This window comes from Bombella sp. ESL0380, from assembly GCF_009725805.1.
In the GTDB taxonomy this organism is placed as follows: Bacteria; Pseudomonadota; Alphaproteobacteria; order Acetobacterales; family Acetobacteraceae; genus Bombella; species Bombella apis.
Genome location: NZ_WNIH01000003.1, coordinates 147,233 through 166,239 on the forward strand (window position 1 = coordinate 147,233; position 19,007 = coordinate 166,239).

The 19,007-nt window shown below is 61.6% G+C and carries 9 protein-coding genes; 3 read left to right on the forward strand and 6 right to left on the reverse strand.

The window, feature by feature from the left end; all coding sequences use genetic code 11:
- Positions 1 to 9 precede the first annotated feature (9 nt).
- From GM608_RS01890 to GM608_RS01900, 3 genes are all read right to left on the reverse strand, one after another.
- Positions 10 to 1,365: a chloride channel protein gene (locus GM608_RS01890; protein WP_103765828.1), complete on the reverse strand. Its 1,356-nt coding sequence runs from the start codon at positions 1,363 to 1,365 to the stop codon at positions 10 to 12.
- 170 nt (positions 1,366 to 1,535) lie between these two features.
- Positions 1,536 to 2,486 carry a cation diffusion facilitator family transporter gene (locus GM608_RS01895; RefSeq protein ID WP_052349165.1) on the reverse strand — a complete coding sequence of 317 codons (951 nt, stop codon included), beginning with the start codon at positions 2,484 to 2,486 and terminating at the stop codon, positions 1,536 to 1,538.
- Positions 2,467 to 3,561, reverse strand: a complete 1,095-nt coding sequence (locus GM608_RS01900) for a cation diffusion facilitator family transporter (RefSeq protein WP_333644893.1) — start codon at positions 3,559 to 3,561, stop codon at positions 2,467 to 2,469. The genes GM608_RS01895 and GM608_RS01900 overlap by 20 nt, the downstream gene beginning before the upstream one ends.
- 194 nt (positions 3,562 to 3,755) lie before the next feature.
- Between GM608_RS01900 and GM608_RS01905 the strand changes: the two genes are divergently transcribed.
- Positions 3,756 to 5,372 carry an FAD-dependent protein gene (locus GM608_RS01905; protein ID WP_333645106.1) on the forward strand — a complete coding sequence of 539 codons (1,617 nt, stop codon included), beginning with the start codon at positions 3,756 to 3,758 and terminating at the stop codon, positions 5,370 to 5,372.
- A gap of 251 nt (positions 5,373 to 5,623) precedes the next feature.
- Entirely contained in the window at positions 5,624 to 13,537 is a 7,914-nt protein-coding gene (locus tag GM608_RS01910; RefSeq protein ID WP_333644895.1) for an autotransporter domain-containing protein, read from the forward strand.
- A gap of 114 nt (positions 13,538 to 13,651) precedes the next feature.
- Here the strand turns inward: GM608_RS01910 and GM608_RS01915 are convergent, their stop codons facing one another.
- The gene (locus tag GM608_RS01915; protein WP_333644896.1) at positions 13,652 to 14,917 is read right to left on the reverse strand and encodes an MFS transporter; all 1,266 of its coding nucleotides are present in this window, start codon (positions 14,915 to 14,917) and stop codon (positions 13,652 to 13,654) included.
- 196 nt (positions 14,918 to 15,113) lie between these two features.
- Between GM608_RS01915 and hemA the strand changes: the two genes are divergently transcribed.
- Complete coding sequence (gene hemA / locus GM608_RS01920; protein ID WP_043560936.1) at positions 15,114 to 16,322, forward strand: 5-aminolevulinate synthase; 1,209 nt, start codon at positions 15,114 to 15,116, stop codon at positions 16,320 to 16,322.
- Here the strand turns inward: hemA and GM608_RS01925 are convergent.
- Positions 16,319 to 18,220: a ShlB/FhaC/HecB family hemolysin secretion/activation protein gene (locus GM608_RS01925; RefSeq protein WP_333644897.1), complete on the reverse strand. Its 1,902-nt coding sequence runs from the start codon at positions 18,218 to 18,220 to the stop codon at positions 16,319 to 16,321. The two genes, hemA and GM608_RS01925, sit on opposite strands and share 4 nt — an antisense overlap.
- The gene (locus GM608_RS01930) at positions 18,217 to 18,924 is read right to left on the reverse strand and encodes a hypothetical protein (protein WP_154981651.1); all 708 of its coding nucleotides are present in this window, start codon (positions 18,922 to 18,924) and stop codon (positions 18,217 to 18,219) included. The genes GM608_RS01925 and GM608_RS01930 overlap by 4 nt, the downstream gene beginning before the upstream one ends.
- Positions 18,925 to 19,007 lie beyond the last annotated feature (83 nt).

Genomic DNA, 19,007 nt, shown 5'->3' on the forward strand with positions numbered 1-19,007 from the left:
TTTTTTTTCTCAGTCCTTGGACTGTTTGTTCTCTTCGTGTTTCTTCTGGAGATACCCTTCCTGCCGGGCCATGAACTGGTCGGCCAGACGCCCGTAGAGGGAGTGGGGGCAGACCATGCGTGAGACACCAAAGGCCAGAAAAGCCGTGGCCAGCAGGGCCAGGGTGATCTGCTGGTTGTCGCACATTTCCATCACGATGACGGTGGCTGTCAGCGGGGACTGCACCACACCGGAGAAATAGCCGACCATGCCCAGCAGCACGACGGCTCCGGGGGCTGTGTGAGGCAGGAAGCGGGCAACCCAGCCCCCCACCGAGGCTCCTATGGAGAGGGACGGCGCAAACAGCCCGCCCGGTATGCCGGAACAGTAGGAGATGATGGTGGCGGCATATTTCATCAGGAAATAGGACATGTGGGCATGGCGGGAGCCAGCCACCAGATGATGGGCCTGCACATAGCCCGTGCCAAACGTGTCACCGTGGCTGGCAAAGCCCAGCATGGCGAGGATGATCCCGCACAGGGCCGTGAACAGGATGGGCCGGTTCTTCTGGATGGACCCGATGAAGCCGGGCAGACCCTTGCCGACCCGGATGAGAATGGTGGAGAAGAGCCCCCCGCCCAGCCCGCCGAGAATGCCGCAGGCCAGCACGGCAATCCAGGCCGTTCCGACGGGAACATCCACCGAGGCATGGCCGAAATAGGTATAGTTTCCGCCCGTCAGGACAATGGCTGTCACACCGGCGAGGACGACGCCCGTCAGCATCACGCCGGATGTCCGCTGCTGGAAGGAACTGGCCAGTTCTTCGATGGCGAAGACAATGCCAGCCAGCGGCGTGTTGAAGGCGGCGGCCACACCGGCAGCCCCGCCTGCCAGGATGACACCCCGACGGGTCGAGACGTTGGCATGGCCCAAGAAGCGGGAATAGGCGTTCATGATGGCCGCCCCGACCTGCACCGTGGGGCCTTCCCGCCCGATGGAGGCTCCGCAGAGCAGGCCGAGTGTGGTCATGCACACCTTTCCGACGGCAATGCGCAGGGCAAGGATGCGGTTGACGAGGGAGAAGTCCTCAATATGCAGCGTGGCGATGGTCTGCGGGATGCCGGACCCCTGCGCCCCGGGGAAGAAGCGTTTTGTCAGCCACATGGAGAGGGCGAGCCCGCTGGGAATGACAGCGAACATGACATAGGGATTCCAGTGCTGGAGGCCCATGCAGAGGGAGCTGGCATAGTCAGCCGCCCGGGCGAACAGCCACGCCGCAATGCCGACCGTGATGGCCCCGGCCCAGAAGATGAAGGTCCGTCGCCACTGCGAGGTGCGCATCCGGGCCGAACGGCGGAAATGCGTGATGCGGTTGCGCCGCCTCATGGCGTGGGGTGAACCGGGGGCAGGAGCGGGGGCGCTTTGGGAAGAATCGGACACGTCTGGGGTGGATCCGCCACAGGGCTGGGGGTGAAGAGGTCATGCCCTGTTTCGGACGGAGCCTTCCCTGCGGTCAAGGGGGGCCATGGTTTTGCATGGCAGATGTGACATGACGGTTACATGACGAGCACACCGCTGGCCCCGGGCTTGTGGCGTTTGGCGAGGTCCTCCGGCTCCACATGGATATGGATGGAGGAGCGGCCCAGCACGGCCCGGATGGCATTTTCGATCCGGTCGCAGATGTCATGGGCGTCCGTGATGCGCATCTCATCCGGCACGATGAGGTGGAACTCCACGAAATAGAGGGACCCCACCCGCCTCATGCGGAGGTCGTGGGCCTCCAGTGCTCCCTGGCCTGCCTGCGTGATGGTCTGGCCGACCTCATGGACCAGTTCCGGCGGTGGAGCCTCGTCCAGCAGGCCGGTCATGGAATGGCGCATCATGCCGAAGCCGGTCCAGAGGACATTCAGGGCCACGAGGGCGGAGAGCAGCGGGTCCAGCCAGAGCCAGTGCAGCAGGGGGATGAGGCAGACACCGACCAGCAGGGCCAGGCTGGCCCAGACATCGGAGAGAACATGATCCCCGGCCGAACTAAGGGCCTGTGAGTGATGTGTCCGGCCCATCCGTCGTAGGATGAGGGCCCAGATGAGGTTGATGACCCCGGCAGAGGCATTGAGGAGCGCCCCCGGCAGGGGGGCTTCCGGGGCCTGTATGTGCAGGGCATCGTGCCCGGCGATGGCCAGGATGACCAGGGCCGTCAGCACCACGAGAACCCCCTCGATGACGGCCCAGACATATTCCGCCTTGCCGTGCCCGTAAGGGTGGTTGTCATCTGCCGGGCGGGCGGCAAAGGCCACGGCCCAGAGCGTGCCGACGGAGGCCAGAACGTTGAGGATGGTCTCGATGGCATCGGACAGCAGGGCACCGGAGCCGGAGACGGCCCATGCCGCATATTTGATGCCCAGCACCACGAGGCTGACGAGGATGGAAAGACGGGCCACCCGCAGGCGGAGTGGCGTGGTCGTGTTCTCCCTTGGCACGGCGCTTTCAGGCGTGGTGGTGGTCATGGGTGCAGTCCGTCTCTTTCGGGGCGGTGTGGGGGGTGTTGCAGCCGGGTGTGGCGCAGCCGGCTCCTTCGGGCGGTTCCACCTGGAAGGTGGGATGGCCTATGGCGAATTCCTCCCGCAGCAGGATGGTCGCCCGGGCCAGAAGGTCGGCCGTCCGGCTCTGGGCTTCCAGAATGGTGCAGTCTTCCGGCACGGGGTGGAGGACCAGATGGACCGTCAGGGCTGTCTCGGTCGTGCTGATGGGCCAGATGTGAAGGTGATGCAGGTCGGCAATGCCGGGCAGGCTCCGCAGGGCGTCTTCCACGGCACGGGGAGTGATGGTCTGCGGCACGCCATCAAGGGCCAGGCCGAGTGCATGGGTCAGCAGGGACCATGTCCCCCAGATGATGAGTCCCGACACGATGAGGCTGGCCAGAGGGTCGATGCAGGAGAAGCCGGTCAGCGTGATGAGGACACCGGCAATGACCACGCCCAGGGCCATGAGGGCATCGGAGGCCATGTGCAGGAAGGCTCCCCGCATGTTCAGGTCATGATGGGCGCCCCGCATGAGCAGCAGGGCCGTCCCGCCATTGATGAGGATGCCGATGCCCGCCACGATGCTGATGGTCTGTCCCTGCACGGTTTCGGGATGGATGAGGTGCCAGATGGCCTGCCAGATGATGCCCCCGGTGACGAGCAGGAGGATGGTGGCGTTGAGCAGGGCCGTCAGGATGGTGGCGCGTTTCAGCCCGTAGGTGAAGCGTTCGCTGGGGGTGCGGCGGGCGAGTATCTGGGCCCCCCATGCGGCCAGCAGGCTCAGCACGTCCGAGAGATTGTGCCCCGCATCGGCCAGCAGGGAGAGGGAGTGGGCGGCGAAGCCCCATCCGGCTTCCCCGGCGAGATAGAGCGTGTTGAGGATGATGGCGATGAGGAACGTGCCACCAAAGGAGGCCGGAGCGTGGACATGCCCGTGCCCGCCATGATGATGGTGCCCATGCCCATGCCCATGCCCATGCCCGTCGTGGTGATCATGGTCGTGGTGGGAGCAGGCTGTGCCTTCTGCCGGCTCGTGTGGAGGATGGGGCGTGGTCGTCATGGAGGAACCCTGATAGGCACGAAGATGTATGAGGGGATGCAGTATAAGTTAGACCTATCCAGCTTTCACCATTTTTCTTGTCCTGTTTCACATGGAGCAGGGCAGGGACCGGGACCGGTGGCCTGTCTGTCCTCCCTGCTTGCCAGTGCCCCGGTGCTGGCTTTAAAGGAACGGGCATGACAGCCTTTTCCCCCATGCTCCGCCTCAGCAATCTTGCCCTTCCTCTCGACCACACGCCGGAAGACCTCCGGGCCGCCATCGTGGCCCGTCTGGCCGTAAGGCCGGAGGAGCTGCTGGCCTATCATGTCTTCCGCCGGGGGCATGATGCCCGACGGCGGGGGAACATCCAGCTCGTCTATACGCTGGACTGTGAGTTGCGGGAGCTGGATGCCGTGCTGGCCCGTTTCAGCGGGGACCAGCATGTCCGTCCGACGCCGGACATGCGCTGGATTCCGCCCGTCCTGCCCTCTCACGCCGCCGGGCGCACGCAGCGGCCCGTCGTGATTGGGGCGGGGCCCTGTGGCCTGATGGCAGCTCTCGTGCTGGCCCAGGCGGGGCTGAAGCCGATCATCATAGAGCGTGGCCGGGCCGTGAGGGACCGTACGGTCGATACGTTCGCCCTCTGGCGGAAATCCCGCTTCACGGCAGAAAGCAACGTGCAGTTCGGTGAAGGGGGAGCCGGAACATTCTCCGATGGCAAGCTCTATTCCGGCGTGTCGGATCCCCGCCATCTGGGGCGCAAGGTGCTGGAGGAGTTCGTGAAGGCCGGTGCGCCGGAGGAAATCCTGACCCTCTCCAAGCCGCATATCGGGACGTTCCGGCTCGTGACGGTCGTGCAGTCCCTGCGGGCGCAGATCGAGGAGCTGGGAGGGGAATACCGTTTCGAGACCCGGCTGGAGGGCATCGAGACGGCACCCTGTGAGGGTGGTGGCCGACAGGTGACGGGGCTGCGTCTCTCCACCGGGGAAGTGCTGCCTGCTGACCGGGTCATTCTGGCGGTCGGTCATTCTGCCCGGGACACGTTCGCCATGCTGCATGAGGAAGGTGTGCCGATGCAGGCCAAGCCTTTCTCCATCGGAGTGCGGATCGAGCATCCGCAGGCGGTGATCGACGTGGCCCGGTTTGGCCCGCAGGCGGGGCATCCGCTGCTTGGTGCGGCCGATTACAAGCTGGTGCATCATGCCAGCACGGGGCGGGGTGTCTATTCCTTCTGCATGTGTCCCGGTGGGCAGGTCGTGGCGGCAACCTCGGAGAAGGATCAGGTCGTCACGAACGGGATGAGCCAGTATTCCCGGGCCGAGCGGAACGCCAATAGCGGCATCGTGGTGGAGGTCCGCCCCGGTGTCGATTTCCCGGATGAGCCGCTGGCGGGGATCGCCTTCCAGCGTCAGTGGGAGAAGGCGGCCTTCGTGGCAGGTGGCGGGGATTATCGTGCTCCGGCGCAGCGTGTGGGGGACTTCCTTGCAGGGCGGGCCTCCACCTCTCTGGGCACGGTCGTGCCCTCTTACCAGCCCGGTGTGACGCCGACTGACCTTTCCCGTTGTCTGCCGGATTTCGTGGTGGCCTCCATCCGGGAAGCCCTGCCCCGGTTCGAGCGCAGGATCAAGGGTTACAGCATGGATGATGCCGTGATGACCGGTGTCGAGACACGGACATCCTCGCCCTTGCGGATTGACCGTGACGCCACGGGCCAGAGTCCAGCTCTGCGGAGGCTTTTCCCTGCTGGTGAGGGAGCTGGCTATGCTGGGGGAATCCTCTCCGCCGGGATTGACGGCATCCGTGTGGCGGAGTGGCTGGTGGCCTCCCTGTGATGGGAGGCCAAATGGGAGTTCTGCGGGCTCCCTCATGAATATTGGAAATTATTTATTAATGAAACATATCATAATTACCTAACATAACAGAGTATATTAACACCAAATTAAAAGAAGTAATTGGTTAGTCAAGTTTCTGCCAAAGTTATGCGATAATTAGACCCTAATCACCAGGTACCGGTTTCCACAGTGGGCGGAGGTATACGCAGCACCTCCAGTTGCAACAGTGTGGATATTACAAGGATAAGCCGGTGTTGATTACTGGGCAGAGCGGGCAGGCCCCGCTGCGGTATCTGGCGAGCCACAAGGCAGGGTATCGCCGTTTTGGTTACATGTTGGCTCTGCTCAGCGGAGTATCCCTGGTCGCTGGGGTGGGCAGTGTGGCCCGTGCCGATGATGGTGCGTCTGTTTCTTCCGGAGACATGACGAACACTCAGACGCGCAACCTTCCCCAGGGAACGGAGGTCAAGGGGGACCTGTACCAGAAGGATGGTCAGCTCGGTCTGGATGGTACAAGCGTGGCTGGTACCCTGCATCTGGATGGGGGCACGGCCATTTTCGGGCATAACGGGGCGAGCCATCGTGGTACGCTGGTGCAGTCCCTGGCAGGCAGTGCAGATGCCGTGCTCGACAAGGCGGACGACAACCACAACTATATCATGACACCGTCTCCCGATCCGTCCGCCCCTTATCAGGGGGAACTGACGATCACGCAGGGTAAAGGGGAGACGTATGGCGGGTCTCTCAAGGGGACGGGTGTCCTGAGCCTGCTGTCTGGCACACAGGTGCTGACAGGCCAGAATCAGATCAACGGCACTGTGGACATCCGCAATGGTACGCTGATCCTGCGGGACAAAGGAACTTTCTTCACGGAAAAAGGCAGCCCGCGGGGCCCGCTGGATGTCGGTCTGGCACGGGGGAATGAGGGGCATCTGGTGCTGGAAGGTCCGGACGCCAGGATACAGCGGATGTCCGTCTTCATCGGTAACGGCGACCCGACTTATGGTGGTGGGTCTGGCCCGATCGGGAAGAGCGATGCCACACTGACGGATGGGGCACAGATCAACAACCGTACCAACGAGGGCATGTATGTTGTCGTTGGCAATGACCAGAATGGTGAGCTGAACGTCGAGAATGGTTCCCGTGTTGAGGCTGATGAATTTTATGCCGCAGCCTCTCAGTCCCTGACTGGCACGGTGAATGTGACGGGCAGTGGCTCTGCCGTGGAAGCTACCAATGCCCACATCGGTAACGAGGGGACCGGTGTTGTGAATATCAGCGACGGTGCCAGCTTCCGCGCTGATGAAGCAAGGTTTGGCGAGGATGGCGGCAACGGGAGCCTCGTTGTCGGTGTCGATGGTACGATGCAGAACGGCAACACGATCATCGGTGCTGGTGGCAAGGGGACCGTGACGGTTGATGGCGGGCGCTTCCAGAATGACGGGACGATCCGCTTCGGTGTGCCGGGGACCGGCGCAGCCTCCGATGGCACGCTGAATGTGCTGGATCATGGTGTGCTGGTAGCTGGTGATGATGGCTCTTCTCCTGCCATCGCCGCAGAGGACGGAGCCAAGGCTGCCATCAATCTTGATGCCGCCACGATACGGAACATCCAGGGGCGTGACTTCACCAGCACGGTTGCTGCCAACCTGACCGGCATGAACGAGTTCAATGTCCAGGACAGCAACACCATGTCATGGAAAGGCGGCCTGACGGGGGATGGTGGGGTCGACAAGACCGGCACGGGGACCCTGGGGCTTTCGGGTAATCTTGCCTACAAGGGCATGACGAACGTGGAAGCCGGTACCCTGTCCGTGACGGATGCGACGCTGTCGGGTCAGGTCATCAACCAGACCAACGGCACGTATGTGCAGAAGGGTGGTGAGCTGGACGGGACACTGGCCAATATCGGTACGGCGTCTGTTGATCATACCAACGTCAAGGGCGTGGTCACGAACAACAGCAGCTTTACGGCCACGGACAGCACGCTGGCCAATCTTGTCAATCTTGGTGGCAATGCGACCCTGAGGAACACGCTTGTTCATGAAGTGACCAGCACCGAAAAAAGCGTGCTGGACTTCAAGGATACGGTTGTTGATGGGCGGTTTGCGAATACCGGCAAGGTTCTGGCTGTCCATTCCAAGGTTCCGGGCCTCCCGTCCGCTGCGGACTCGGAGAGCAATTCGGACGTTCTGGCAGGCCGCAGTGGGGATTCCGGAGCAACGATCACCAACCGGATGGGGGATGAGGATGACCTCACCAACCGGGCGGGTTCCGTGCCCAGGAAGGGCAACTTCACCAATGGTGGTGATGCAGAGTTCTATGACAGTGAGCTGGCGACGTTCACCAACACGGGGACATTCCTTCTGGCGCAGAAGAGTGTCGTCAATGGTGATATCCTTCAGAATGACGGCAAGCTGACCCTTGATGATTCTCAGGTCAACGGCGTGCTTTTTGCCAGGGGCGGCACGTTTGACATTACCAGCGGTGGCGCCAGTGTAGAATCGCTTGCCGGTCGTGCGAATGGTCAGCTGGAAGGCACGCTGAACCTGACCAAGGCAGCTGACACCTATGCAGGCAACATCTCCGGCAATGGCGGGCTGACCATCTCCGGGGGACGTGAGACCCTGGCAGGCAACAACACCTACACGGGTGAGACCGATGTCACGCAGAATGGTGGCCTGACCCTGAAAGGGAGCCTTGCCAGTGCGCTGAACAATGCCGGAACGACAGACATCACTGGCGGACGTGTTGCTGGTACGACCACGAACAGTGGAACACTGACCGCCAGCAAGGCGACACTGGCTGATGTCACCAACGAATCCGGCGGGACCTTCAGTGCAGCGGGCGGGCAGCTGGACTCTGTCGTGAACAATGGCAACATGACGCTGGATCAGGGTGTCATTGTCCATGGGAGCATTGCCCAGCACGCAGGCGACCTGATGCTGGATGGTTCCAAAACAAAGGGCGTGCTGGCAGCTCATGGTGGCCAGCTCACCATCGGTAATAACGGCTTCACCGCCGGATCTCTTGAAGGGAGCGGCAATGCCCAGTTGGAAGGCACGCTGAACCTGACCGATGCCAGCAGTACCTATGCCGGTAGCATGGGTGGCAATGGCGGGCTGACGGTTTCTGGTGGGCACGAAGTCCTGACAGGCAATAACAGCTATTCTGGCAACACTCTCGTGCAGACGGGCGGGCAGCTCGATGTGAACGGTGACAACAGCGCCGCCAAGGGTCTGACATCCGTTACCGATGGCGCCACGCTGCGCGGTACGGGGACGATCGGTGGCGATGTGAATATCGGCTCTGGCGGGACACTGGCCGCCGGGACGGCTGAGGCGCCGTCCACACTGACCGTCAACGGGAGCCTGAATCTGGCCGATGGGTCCCGTCAGGTTTTCCGTCTGGGGCAGGCTGATACGGAAGGTGGCGCCTACAACGACTTCATCAACGTCAAGGGGAACCTGGCGCTTGGTGGCACGCTGTCCATCCAGCCGGTTGATGCTGGTCCGGATGTGAACAATTCTTCGCTGATGGCCGGTCTGTACCGCCTGTACAGCTACGGTGGTGTGCTTTCTGGAACCCAGCAGTCGGTTGACGTGGCCTCCAAGCCTCTTCCAGAGGGGATGGTTGTCCAGACATCCATCGACCATCAGGTCAACCTGGCGGTCAATACAGGTGGATTCAACTACTGGGATGGTGGCAGCAGCGCCCATCGCTCCGATGATGGAAGGGGTAATGGCCGCATTGACGGTGGGGATGGTGTCTGGACGGCGGCAAGACCGCAGGGCACACCCAGCTGGGCTACAGCCGACGGCTCTGCCAACGGCCAGTGGCAGAATGGCAACATGGCCATTTTTGCAGCCTCTGCCGGTACGGTCCATGTCAATGACAAGGCCGAGGATGGCACGCAGGCTCCGGTCATCTTCTCCGGTGCCCAGTTTGCCAACCTTGATGGCAAGAATTACCTCGTGACAGGCGACAACCTGTATGCCTCCACCGGCAAGACGGTCATCCGTGTGGGTGACGGGACGTCTTCTGGCAAGGACATCACGGCAGAGATCGCTTCTGTCATTGATGGCAGCAAGGTTGATGGCGGCACAGGGCTGGAAAAGACGGACCTTGGTACGCTCATCCTCAGCTCCGACAATGACTTTGCAAAGCCGACCCATGTTGAGGCTGGCACGCTCCAGCTCGGCAATGGTGGGACGACAGGGTCTGTCGGCCAGCAGGACATTGTCAATGACGGGACTCTGGCTGTGGATCACAGCAATGATGTCACGTTGGGTCAGACGATCTCCGGTACCGGCTCCTTCGTCCAGAAAGGGCAGGGCACGACAACGCTCAGCGGGGCGAACAGCTACACGGGGGATACGGATGTCCAGAACGGTCGTCTGAACCTGACAGGGTCCCTTGCTGGCAAGCTGAACAACGCTGCAGCGACTGACGTCAATGGTGGCAAGGTTGCAGGGACCACGACCAACACTGGTACCCTGACGGCACAGAACGCCACGCTGGCCGATGTTGCCAACCAGGCTGGTACGGCCTCTCTGGCGGACAGCACGGCTGGTCACGTGACCAATGCTGACGGGGCGACCTTCAAGGCGGCGGGTGGCACTCTGGCCTCTGCCGACAACAGCGGCAGCATGACGCTGGGTGCAGGCAACCATGTCACGGGTGATGTCACCAACAGCAAGGGTGACCTGACCCTTGACGGGAACCAGATTGCTGGGACGACGGCCAACCATGGTCAGTTGACGGCACAGAACGCCACGCTGGCTGATGTTGCCAACCAGGCTGGTACGGCCTCTCTGGCGGACAGCACGGCTGGTCACGTGACCAACGCTGACGGGGCGACCTTCAAGGCGACGGGTGGCACTCTGGCCTCTGCGGACAACAGCGGCAGCATGACGCTGGGTGCAGGCAACCATGTCACGGGTGATGTCACCAACAGCAGGGGTGACCTGACCCTTGACGGGAACCAGATTGCCGGGACGACGGCCAACCATGGTCAGCTGACGGCACAGAACGCCACGCTGGCTGATGTTGCCAACCAGGCTGGTACGGCCTCTCTGGCGGACAGCACGGCTGGTCACGTGACCAATGCTGACGGGGCGACCTTCAAGGCGACGGGTGGCACTCTGGCTTCTGCGGACAACAGCGGCAGCATGACGCTGGGTGCAGGCAACCATGTCACGGGTGATGTCACCAACAGCAGGGGTGACCTGACCCTTGACGGGAACCAGATTGCCGGGACGACGGCCAACCATGGTCAGTTGGCGGCACAGAACGCCACGCTGGCCGATGTTGCCAACCAGGCTGGTACGGCCTCTCTGGCGGACAGCACGGCTGGTCACGTGACCAATGCTGACGGGGCGACCTTCAAGGCGACGGGTGGCACTCTGGCTTCTGCGGACAACAGCGGCAGCATGACGCTGGGTGCAGGCAACCATGTCACGGGTGATGTCACCAACAGCAGGGGTGACCTGACCCTTGACGGGAACCAGATTGCCGGGACGACGGCCAACCATGGTCAGCTGACGGCACAGAACGCCACGCTGGCCGATGTTGCCAACCAGGCTGGTACGGCCTCTCTGGCAGACAGCACGGCTGGTCACGTGACCAATGCTGACGGGGCGACCTTCAAGGCGACGGGTGGCACTCTGGCCTCTGCGGACAACAGCGGCAGCATGACGCTGGGTGCAGGCAACCATGTCACGGGTGATGTCACCAACAGCAAGGGTGACCTGACCCTTGACGGGAACCAGATTGCCGGGACGCTGGCGGCCAATGGCGGATCTTTCAGCGTCACGGATCATGGTTCTGATGCCGGCTCCCTTGCCGGGTCTGGAAATGGTGTTCTCAATGGCACCCTGACTCTGACCAATGCCAAGGATACCTATGCCGGGTCCCTGTCCGGCAATGGCGGGCTGACACTTTCCGGTGGTCATGAGACGTTGACAGACCAGTCCCATCTTGGGGGGCCTGTCTCCGTGGCTGGTGGTACGCTGGCTCTGGCCGGGGCGAAGGCTCAGCTGACGACAGACAGTAGTGTGAAGATTGGTGCAGGCAAGGCGGGTGACGTCAGCCTCTCTGATGGTGCAGCTCTCCACAGCCATGGTCCGGTCGTGTTTGCCAAAGCGGAGACAGCTCCGGCTGATGGCACCGACGCCAGACTCGATGTGCTGAGTGGCAGCAGGCTGAGTGCTGGTGATGTTGACGGCAAGCCCGGCCTGGTGGCCGAAGAGGGTGCCAAGGCCCAGCTGACGCTGGATGGCGGTACGCTCCAGAACATCAAGGGTTCTGATCTGACCAGCAACGTGAATACGGCCATCGGCTCCAAGGGGGCAGTGTTCGACGTGCAGGATGAGAACCGGATGACACTGGGCAATAATGTCGTCCTGACGGATGATGGCAGTGCCGGTGATCATGCCCTGACCAAGACGGGCACCGGGGTGCTCACGTTTGCTGGTGATGGTTCCGGCTTCAATGGTCCGACGGACATCCAGTCCGGAGACATGATTGTTGATGGCAACATGAGCCATTCTGCCATGACCGTGCAGCATGGTGCCGTTCTGGCCGGTAATGGCTCCGTGGGCAGCACGGTCGTGTCCAGCGGTGGTATGCTGGGGGCTGGCAACGAGACAGATGCGGGTGCCCTGCATGTCATGGGTGATCTGACCATGGCCAAGGGCTCGGTCCTGTCCATCCGCGGGAGCAATGAGGCGACCGGGCGTCAGCTGGTCGCACCGGACGGCTTCTCCTACAGCGAGCTGAAGTCTGACCAGGTTCTGGTCTCAGGCAAGGCGGACCTCCAGGGGGGTACGCTGGCTCTGAAGGTGAAGGACCCGACGGCCCTGAAATATGGTCAGGCCTACCATGTGCTGACGGCCAATGGTGGCGTGAATGGGCATTATGATGACCTGGAGACCAATATCGGTCAGGATTACGCCTATCTTGATCCTCGTCTTGTCTATCAGGGCAATGATGTGGATGTGATGCTGCGTCGTTCCATCCATGGTTTCGAGTATGTGGGCCAGACCCGCAACGAGATCGCTGCCGGGGAAGGGCTGAACCATATCTCCGAAAACAGTGATCTGGCCAAGGCCATGACGGTCCTGACAAAAGACCAGGCCCGTCATGCGCTGAACAACCTGTCTGGTGAGCTTCACGCCTCCATCCGTACAGGGTTGATCCAGGACAGCTTCTATATCCGCAATGCAGCCCTGAACCGTCTGGCTGCGGCCGACTGTGACTATGGTCACAATGGCCAGAGCTTCTATGACCTGAAGACACGCAGGAAGGATGGCGCCTGCTATTCCGATCATGCGGTCCTGTGGGGGCAGGCCTATGGTGGCATGGGCTTCAACAGTGGGGACGGCAATGCTGCCCTCATGCACCATAACACCGCAGGCTTTGTCATCGGGGCGGATGGGCCAATCAACCATAGCAACTGGCGTGTTGGCGGGCTGATCTCTTACGGTCATTCCCAGTTCAACGTTCAGCGTGGTCGTTCCTCCTCGGCCAACAGCAACAATATCAGCATTGGTGCCTATGCCGGGACGCACTGGGGTCGCCTGAATCTCCGCTTCGGGGCCATCTATAGCTGGAACGTCATCAATACCCATCGTCATGTTGCCGTGGGTGATTATGGCGGGCGTCTCAGCAGCAGCTATCTGGGTGGTACGGCCCAGGGCTTCGGGGAGCTGGGTTACAAGTTCCGTGGGGAACGCAGCATGTTCGAGCCGTTCATGAACGTGGCTTATGTGAACATGCAGAGCGACAGCTATCGTGAGCATGGCAACGAGGCTGCCCTGCACAGCCACGGGACGGATACGGGTGTGACCTTCTCGAGCTTCGGCTTCCGCACGGCAACGACTGTAGGCATTGGCAAGGCGGTCTTCATGCCGCACCTGTCCGCTGCATACCGTCATGCCTTTGGTCGGACGGGCTCCCGCCAGCGTGAGACCTTCGCCATGGGTAGTGGTGCCGGTGACATGGATGTGGCCGGTGTGCTGCTTTCCAGAAATGCGGCCGTCGTGCAGGCTGGTGTGACCGCCCGGGTGAGCGAGCGTGTTGACCTGGACCTGTCCTATATCGGGCAGTATGGCAACCAGTCCACCGAGAGTGGTGGGACAGGGTCCGTCAAGGTCCGCTTCTGAGAGGCGGACCGGGGGACATCTCCTGCTGGAAGGAACGGGGTGGGGCGCAGGCTCCACCCCGTTTTTTCATGCCCTTCTGCCAGGGAGAAAGGCCTTCAGGGAAGGCGGAACGGTTCAGAAATCCTGCACGTCTTTCGGGCGGAAGACTGTGATGCCGAGGCTGATGAAACTTCCCGAAAGAACGCAGAGGATGGCGGCAGCAGGCAACCCTCCTGCCAGCAGCGGAGCAAGGGAGGGGACCAGCCGCCCGGCCACACCCTGCCCCAGAGAGCCGACAGCATAGCTGGTGCCCATGCCTGCGCTGCGGCCTGCATCGGGGAAGCGCTGGGAGAGATAATGGGGCACCAGAGCATAGATACCGGAGGCCGCTGCCCCGATGAAGAAGGCGGAGGCCAGCAGGATGGCCCATGGTCCAGCTGTGAGGAAGGGGATGATCAGCAGCATGACAGCTCCGAGCGCCACCCGCATGACGAGCCCTTCCCCGAAGCGGGTTGCCAGTGCCCCGCAGAGGATCTTCCCGGCAAGCGAGCCGAGGCAGTAGAGGGCCACCGGCCAGAAGATGATCTGGGGGCTGAGATGGTGGTTGTCCCGCAGGATGGCAGGATAGAATGTGTAGAGGGCGGCCTTCTGGAACTCCAGAAAACACATGAAGGCAATGGCCTGGAAGGCGGCGCCGTTCCAGAACTGCCGGGCAGTCTGCCAGAAAGAGGCGGCCGGTTCTGCCGGAGCCTGATCGTGCTGACGCTTTTTCTCTTCCTGCGCAGCGAGCCAGAGAGGGCTTTCCTTCACCCTGAAACGGATGAAGAAGATGAGCAGGGCAGGCAGCAGCCCGATGAAAAACATGACACGCCAGCCATGATGGGGCAGGATGAGGGCCTGTGCTCCGGCCGCTGCCATATAGCCGATTTCGTAACCGGCCATCATGGTGGCGGAGGCCAGAGGCCGCAGCGGGCCGGGAACACTTTCCATCAGCAGGGTGGCGGAGGCCGTCCATTCTCCACCAAAACCGATCCCGAACAGGAATTGTGTGATGACCAGCGTGGTGATGCTGTGGGTTGTCCCCGTGAGGGCGGCAAAGAGGGCGAAGAAGAGGATGCCGAGCGTGAAGGCAGGCTTGCGACCGAAACGGTCGGAGAGCCAGCCCCAACCCGTGTTGCCTACGGCCCGTCCCAGAGCCTGTGCCAGAAAGACACTGCCAAGGGCGGCCAGCGTGCAGCCGAAATCCCGGGCAATGTCGGGCAGGGTGAACATCAGGGTTGTCTGGTCAAAGGCATCGAGAAACCAGCCGCTGAAAGCAGCAAGGGTGACCTGCCAGTAAGGCAGCAGGGCGCTGAATCCGGGCCGGCCACCCGGAGAGGAGGAAGAAGCGGAAACAGGCAAGACAGGCCTCCGGCAAACGATGTTCCCCGCCTGGGGAGATATGGAGCCACCAGCTATAGAGGAGTGGGTAAAAAAACTGTAGCCAGACAGTCCTGTTTAATGGGTCCTGTAACCATGTTTTCGTTTATAACAGTGTTTAAACCTTGCTTTCTGGGGGGCGGACCATAAATTGATGACCCTGAGGAGAGCAATGTCTATGAATTATGATACCCTGTTCCAGAATGCGCTGGATGGCCTCCGGGCTGATGGCAGCTACCGTTATTTTGCGGAGCTGGAACGTCACGTCGGCAGGTTTCCCAAAGCCTTCCACCATGGCGTCGGGCGTGATGTAACGGTCTGGTGCTCCAACGACTATCTGGGTATGGGGCAGCACCCCGCAGTGCTGGAGGCCATCCATAAATCTCTGGATGAAAGTGGTGCAGGTGCAGGCGGGACACGGAACATCTCCGGCACCAACCATCATCATGTCCTGCTGGAAAAGGAGCTGGCCTCCCTGCATGGCAAGGAAAGTGCCCTGCTTTTCAATTCCGGTTATCTCTCCAACTGGGTGACGCTGGGCACGTTGGCCGCACGGCTGAAAGGCTGTGTCGTGCTGTCTGATGAACTCAATCATGCCTCCATGATCGAAGGCATCCGCCATTCCCGTGCGGAGAAACGCATCTTCAGGCACAATGATCTTGAAGACCTTGAGGCCAGGCTGAAAGAGCTGCCTCTGGATACGCCGAAGATCATCGCCTTCGAGTCCGTCTATTCCATGAATGGTGACATTGCTCCGATTGAAGAAATCTGCGATCTGGCCGACCGTTACAACGCCATGACCTATCTGGATGAGGTCCATGCCGTGGGCATGTATGGCCCGCAGGGTGGCGGCGTAGCGCAGGAGCGTGGTCTGGAACACCGGCTGACCGTCATCGAGGGGACGTTGGGCAAGGCCTATGGCGTGGTGGGGGGCTATATCGCAGCCTCTGCTGCCCTGTGTGATTTCGTGCGCTCTTTTGGCTCAGGCTTCATTTTCTCCACCTCCCTGCCGCCGATGATTGCGGCGGGTGTGCTGGCCAGTGTCCGGCATCTGCGCCACAGCGATGCCGAGCGCAAGGGGCAGCGGGAGGCCGTGGCCCTGCTGAGGAAGAAGCTGGACGAGGTGAAAATCCCCTACATGCCTGGTCAGTCGCACATCACGCCCGTCATGGTGGGAGATGCCACCCTCTGCCGTGAGCTGACGGACAGCCTGCTGAAGCGCTTCGGCCATTATCTCCAGCCTATCAACTATCCGACCGTCCCCCGAGGGACGGAGCGCCTGCGCCTGACCCCGGGGCCGCTCCATACGGAAGAGGAGCTGACCTCTCTGGTCAGTGCGCTGGACACGCTCTGGACAGAACTGAAACTGCCCCGTTCGGAGGCTTAAAAGCCTCCGACAATCTGAAAGTCGCAGAAGGTCCCACGACGGTTTGCCAGTTCCGTCGTGTGGATGCGGCGTAGGCGGATGCCAGCATCAAAAGTGACGTTGATGTGCTGGTTCAGACTGCCGGTAAGGTCGGCGCCCACGCTGGCGAGGGTGGCCGCCCGGGCGCCCGTGCCCACATGGTGGACCTGCCGGTTGTCCGCCCAGTCCCAGAAGATGCCAAGCTTGTTGCTGTCCGGCTGTCCCGGTGTGGGCAGGTGAGCCAGCTGGAGCAGGGAGAGAGCGGGAGTGAAGACTTCCTCGCTGACGGCATTGCCGTTGCTGCCGAAGGATGTATTGGCAAAATAGCCACGGGCATTGCCCATGCCGCCGATCATGAGCTGTTCACTATAGAGCAGGTTCTTGCTGGTCCGCTGGAATGTTACCTTCGTTGTGGAAGAAAAGCCGTAGGGCAGGTTCTGTGTCCGGGTGAGCATCAGCCGGTCATAGACATAATTGGGGCTGGAGAGAGGGAAGATGCTCTCATAGGCTCGCCGCGTATCATTTTTCATCAGGCCGCCGGGACCGTAGAAAAACTGGTTGTTGATCTGCGTCTGCCCCCACGGGTCCTGTATGGACCCTGTATAGCCCACGACAAACTGGGCCGTGGCGGCTTTGGAGAGCGTGATGGTGTGGGCATGGTAGAACTGGTCGGAATGGGTGTTTTTCCAGTCAAAACCGAGCTGGATCATGCCGTCCAGCCCGGCATCCCGGCCAAGGGCAATATGGTCGAACATGTGCAGCCAGCGCAGTGAAATCTGCCCGCTGAGACCCCGGTTTATGAGGCCCGGCGTGTTGCTGGTCGGGTGGGAGAGGGCATAGTTTCCGAAAATCTGCAAGGCATTATGGCCGAAGAGCGGGATGGTCCAGCTGCCCGTGTGGTTGTCGAACCGGTTCATGAAGGTGCGGTTGAACTGGTAGGTCAGTATCTGTCCCAGCCCGAAAGCATTGCCCCATGAGGCCCCCGTGTACCAGTTGAGCCGGCCCAGTGAGCGGTCCGCCTGATTGTTCATGGCGGCATAGCCATAGACGGGAAAGCGGTCTGTCACGTTGATGTCCACATCCGTGCTGCCGGGGTGGCTGCCGGGGCGGTAGATGAGGTCCGCCGTGCGGAAGGGGTTGAGGTTCAGCCAGTCCAGGTCTGTCTGGAGGGCCGTCAGGGCCATGGTCTGGTTGGGAGTGAGGTTGCTGGCCTGCCGGACCTGCCAGGCAGGTGTCCAGCGGTTGCCATGCACGGTGATGCGGTCAAGCCGGTATTCCGAGACATCAATATGCAGCACGCCCCCGTGTACACGCTGGGGAGGCACGGTGATGCTGATGAAGGCCCGGTCATGCTGGCGGAAGAAGATGGCGATGGCTCCCGTCAGCTCATGCATTTTCTGGAATGTCAGAGGATGGCCGATATAGGGGAGGATTACCCGATAGAGACCGGGTGCGTGGCTCAGCTTCAGCCCTTCGGAAGAAATGGGCTGCTGGGCTGTTCTGCTGCCTGTATGGCCTGCCGGCTGCAGGATGACGGCCTGGAGGCGGGGCAGGGCGAGAGTGTCTTCCAGATGCGGGGTCGGGTTGGGGCCCGCAGTCCCCGGCTGGAGAGGGATGATGGGGTGGGATGATGGTGTACGGCTGGTATCCGGTTCGGTCCCTCTGGTATCGGCAGAGGGACTGCCGATCGTATGATGATTGAAAAACCCCAGGGGGGTGGGCAGGGCTGTAGCCGGAATCCCGGCGGGGGTGCTGGCCGGAGGAATGGTCTGGGCCATGGCTGTTCCCGGTAGAAACAGGGCCGCCAGAGCCATGGCGGACCCGCAGGACGGGAAAGAGAGGACGGGCAGGGCGAAAAGACGGAACGGGCTGACGGTCACGGGGCAGCAGCACCGGGGAGAGCACTGTTGCGCAGCTCCACATCTCCATCAGGCAGGGTCTCCGCCTTGTTGACGGGAATTTCGCTGGAGCGGTTTCCTGCAAGGGTAAAGGCATTCCCGTCGGCACTGGCCAGGCTGGCGGCGGCATCCAGCGTCAGGGCGCTGTCGCTGGAGCCGGTGCGGGCGCAGGGTTCCGGGAGAATGTAAAGCCCGGTCGGGCCGAAGGAGGCATTCAGGGTGGCACGGCGTGTCCTGGGCGCCTTGGGGTCTGTCGTGGTCAGGTCGGGCTGGGCGCTGACTCCGATGGTTACCGTTTCGAACCCTTTGCCGTGTCTCAGCGTGCCGAAGCGGTACGGCGTGTGTGGCCCTGCAGTTTTCATGGAGGTTGGCAGATGGGCCGTGCCCGGTGTCTGGCACCCGCCGGGAGAGACAAGCAGCCCGTTGGGCGCTGTGACCGTGCCATCCGCTGCAATATGGTAAAGTTCCCCGGTAAGGCTGGTCTGGTTCTTTATGGGGGAATGGGTGTTGCCCACGACACTGTCGAGCATCGTGTTGGCGGTGGTTGCGCTCCGGGCGCCCGGGGAATAACCGGCCACCGGTGTGCTCTGGCCCAATGCTGATTGGGGAGCAGAGACATACAGTACACCGCCAGCCAGCAGGGCAGGCAGGATTCTGGTCAGAATGGCTGTGGTGCAGGCACCCATGACAGATGACCCCCCCTTGGTGGACAGACAATGCAGCCGTTCACGGACAGGGGATGTATAAAGTATCTTTCATGAGTGGCAAA

Bases quoted from the DNA above. Each gene is read 5' to 3' on its own strand.
- GM608_RS01890 (WP_103765828.1), bottom strand. From the start codon at position 1,365: ATGAGGCGGCGCAACCGCATCACGCATTTCCGCCGTTCGGCCCGGATG.
- GM608_RS01900 (WP_333644893.1), bottom strand. From the start codon at position 3,561: ATGACGACCACGCCCCATCCTCCACACGAGCCGGCAGAAGGCACAGCC.
- GM608_RS01905 (WP_333645106.1), top strand. From the start codon at position 3,756: ATGCTCCGCCTCAGCAATCTTGCCCTTCCTCTCGACCACACGCCGGAA.
- GM608_RS01930 (WP_154981651.1), bottom strand. From the start codon at position 18,924: ATGGGTGCCTGCACCACAGCCATTCTGACCAGAATCCTGCCTGCCCTG.
- hemA (WP_043560936.1), top strand. From the start codon at position 15,114: ATGAATTATGATACCCTGTTCCAGAATGCGCTGGATGGCCTCCGGGCT.
- GM608_RS01895 (WP_052349165.1), bottom strand. From the start codon at position 2,486: ATGACCACCACCACGCCTGAAAGCGCCGTGCCAAGGGAGAACACGACC.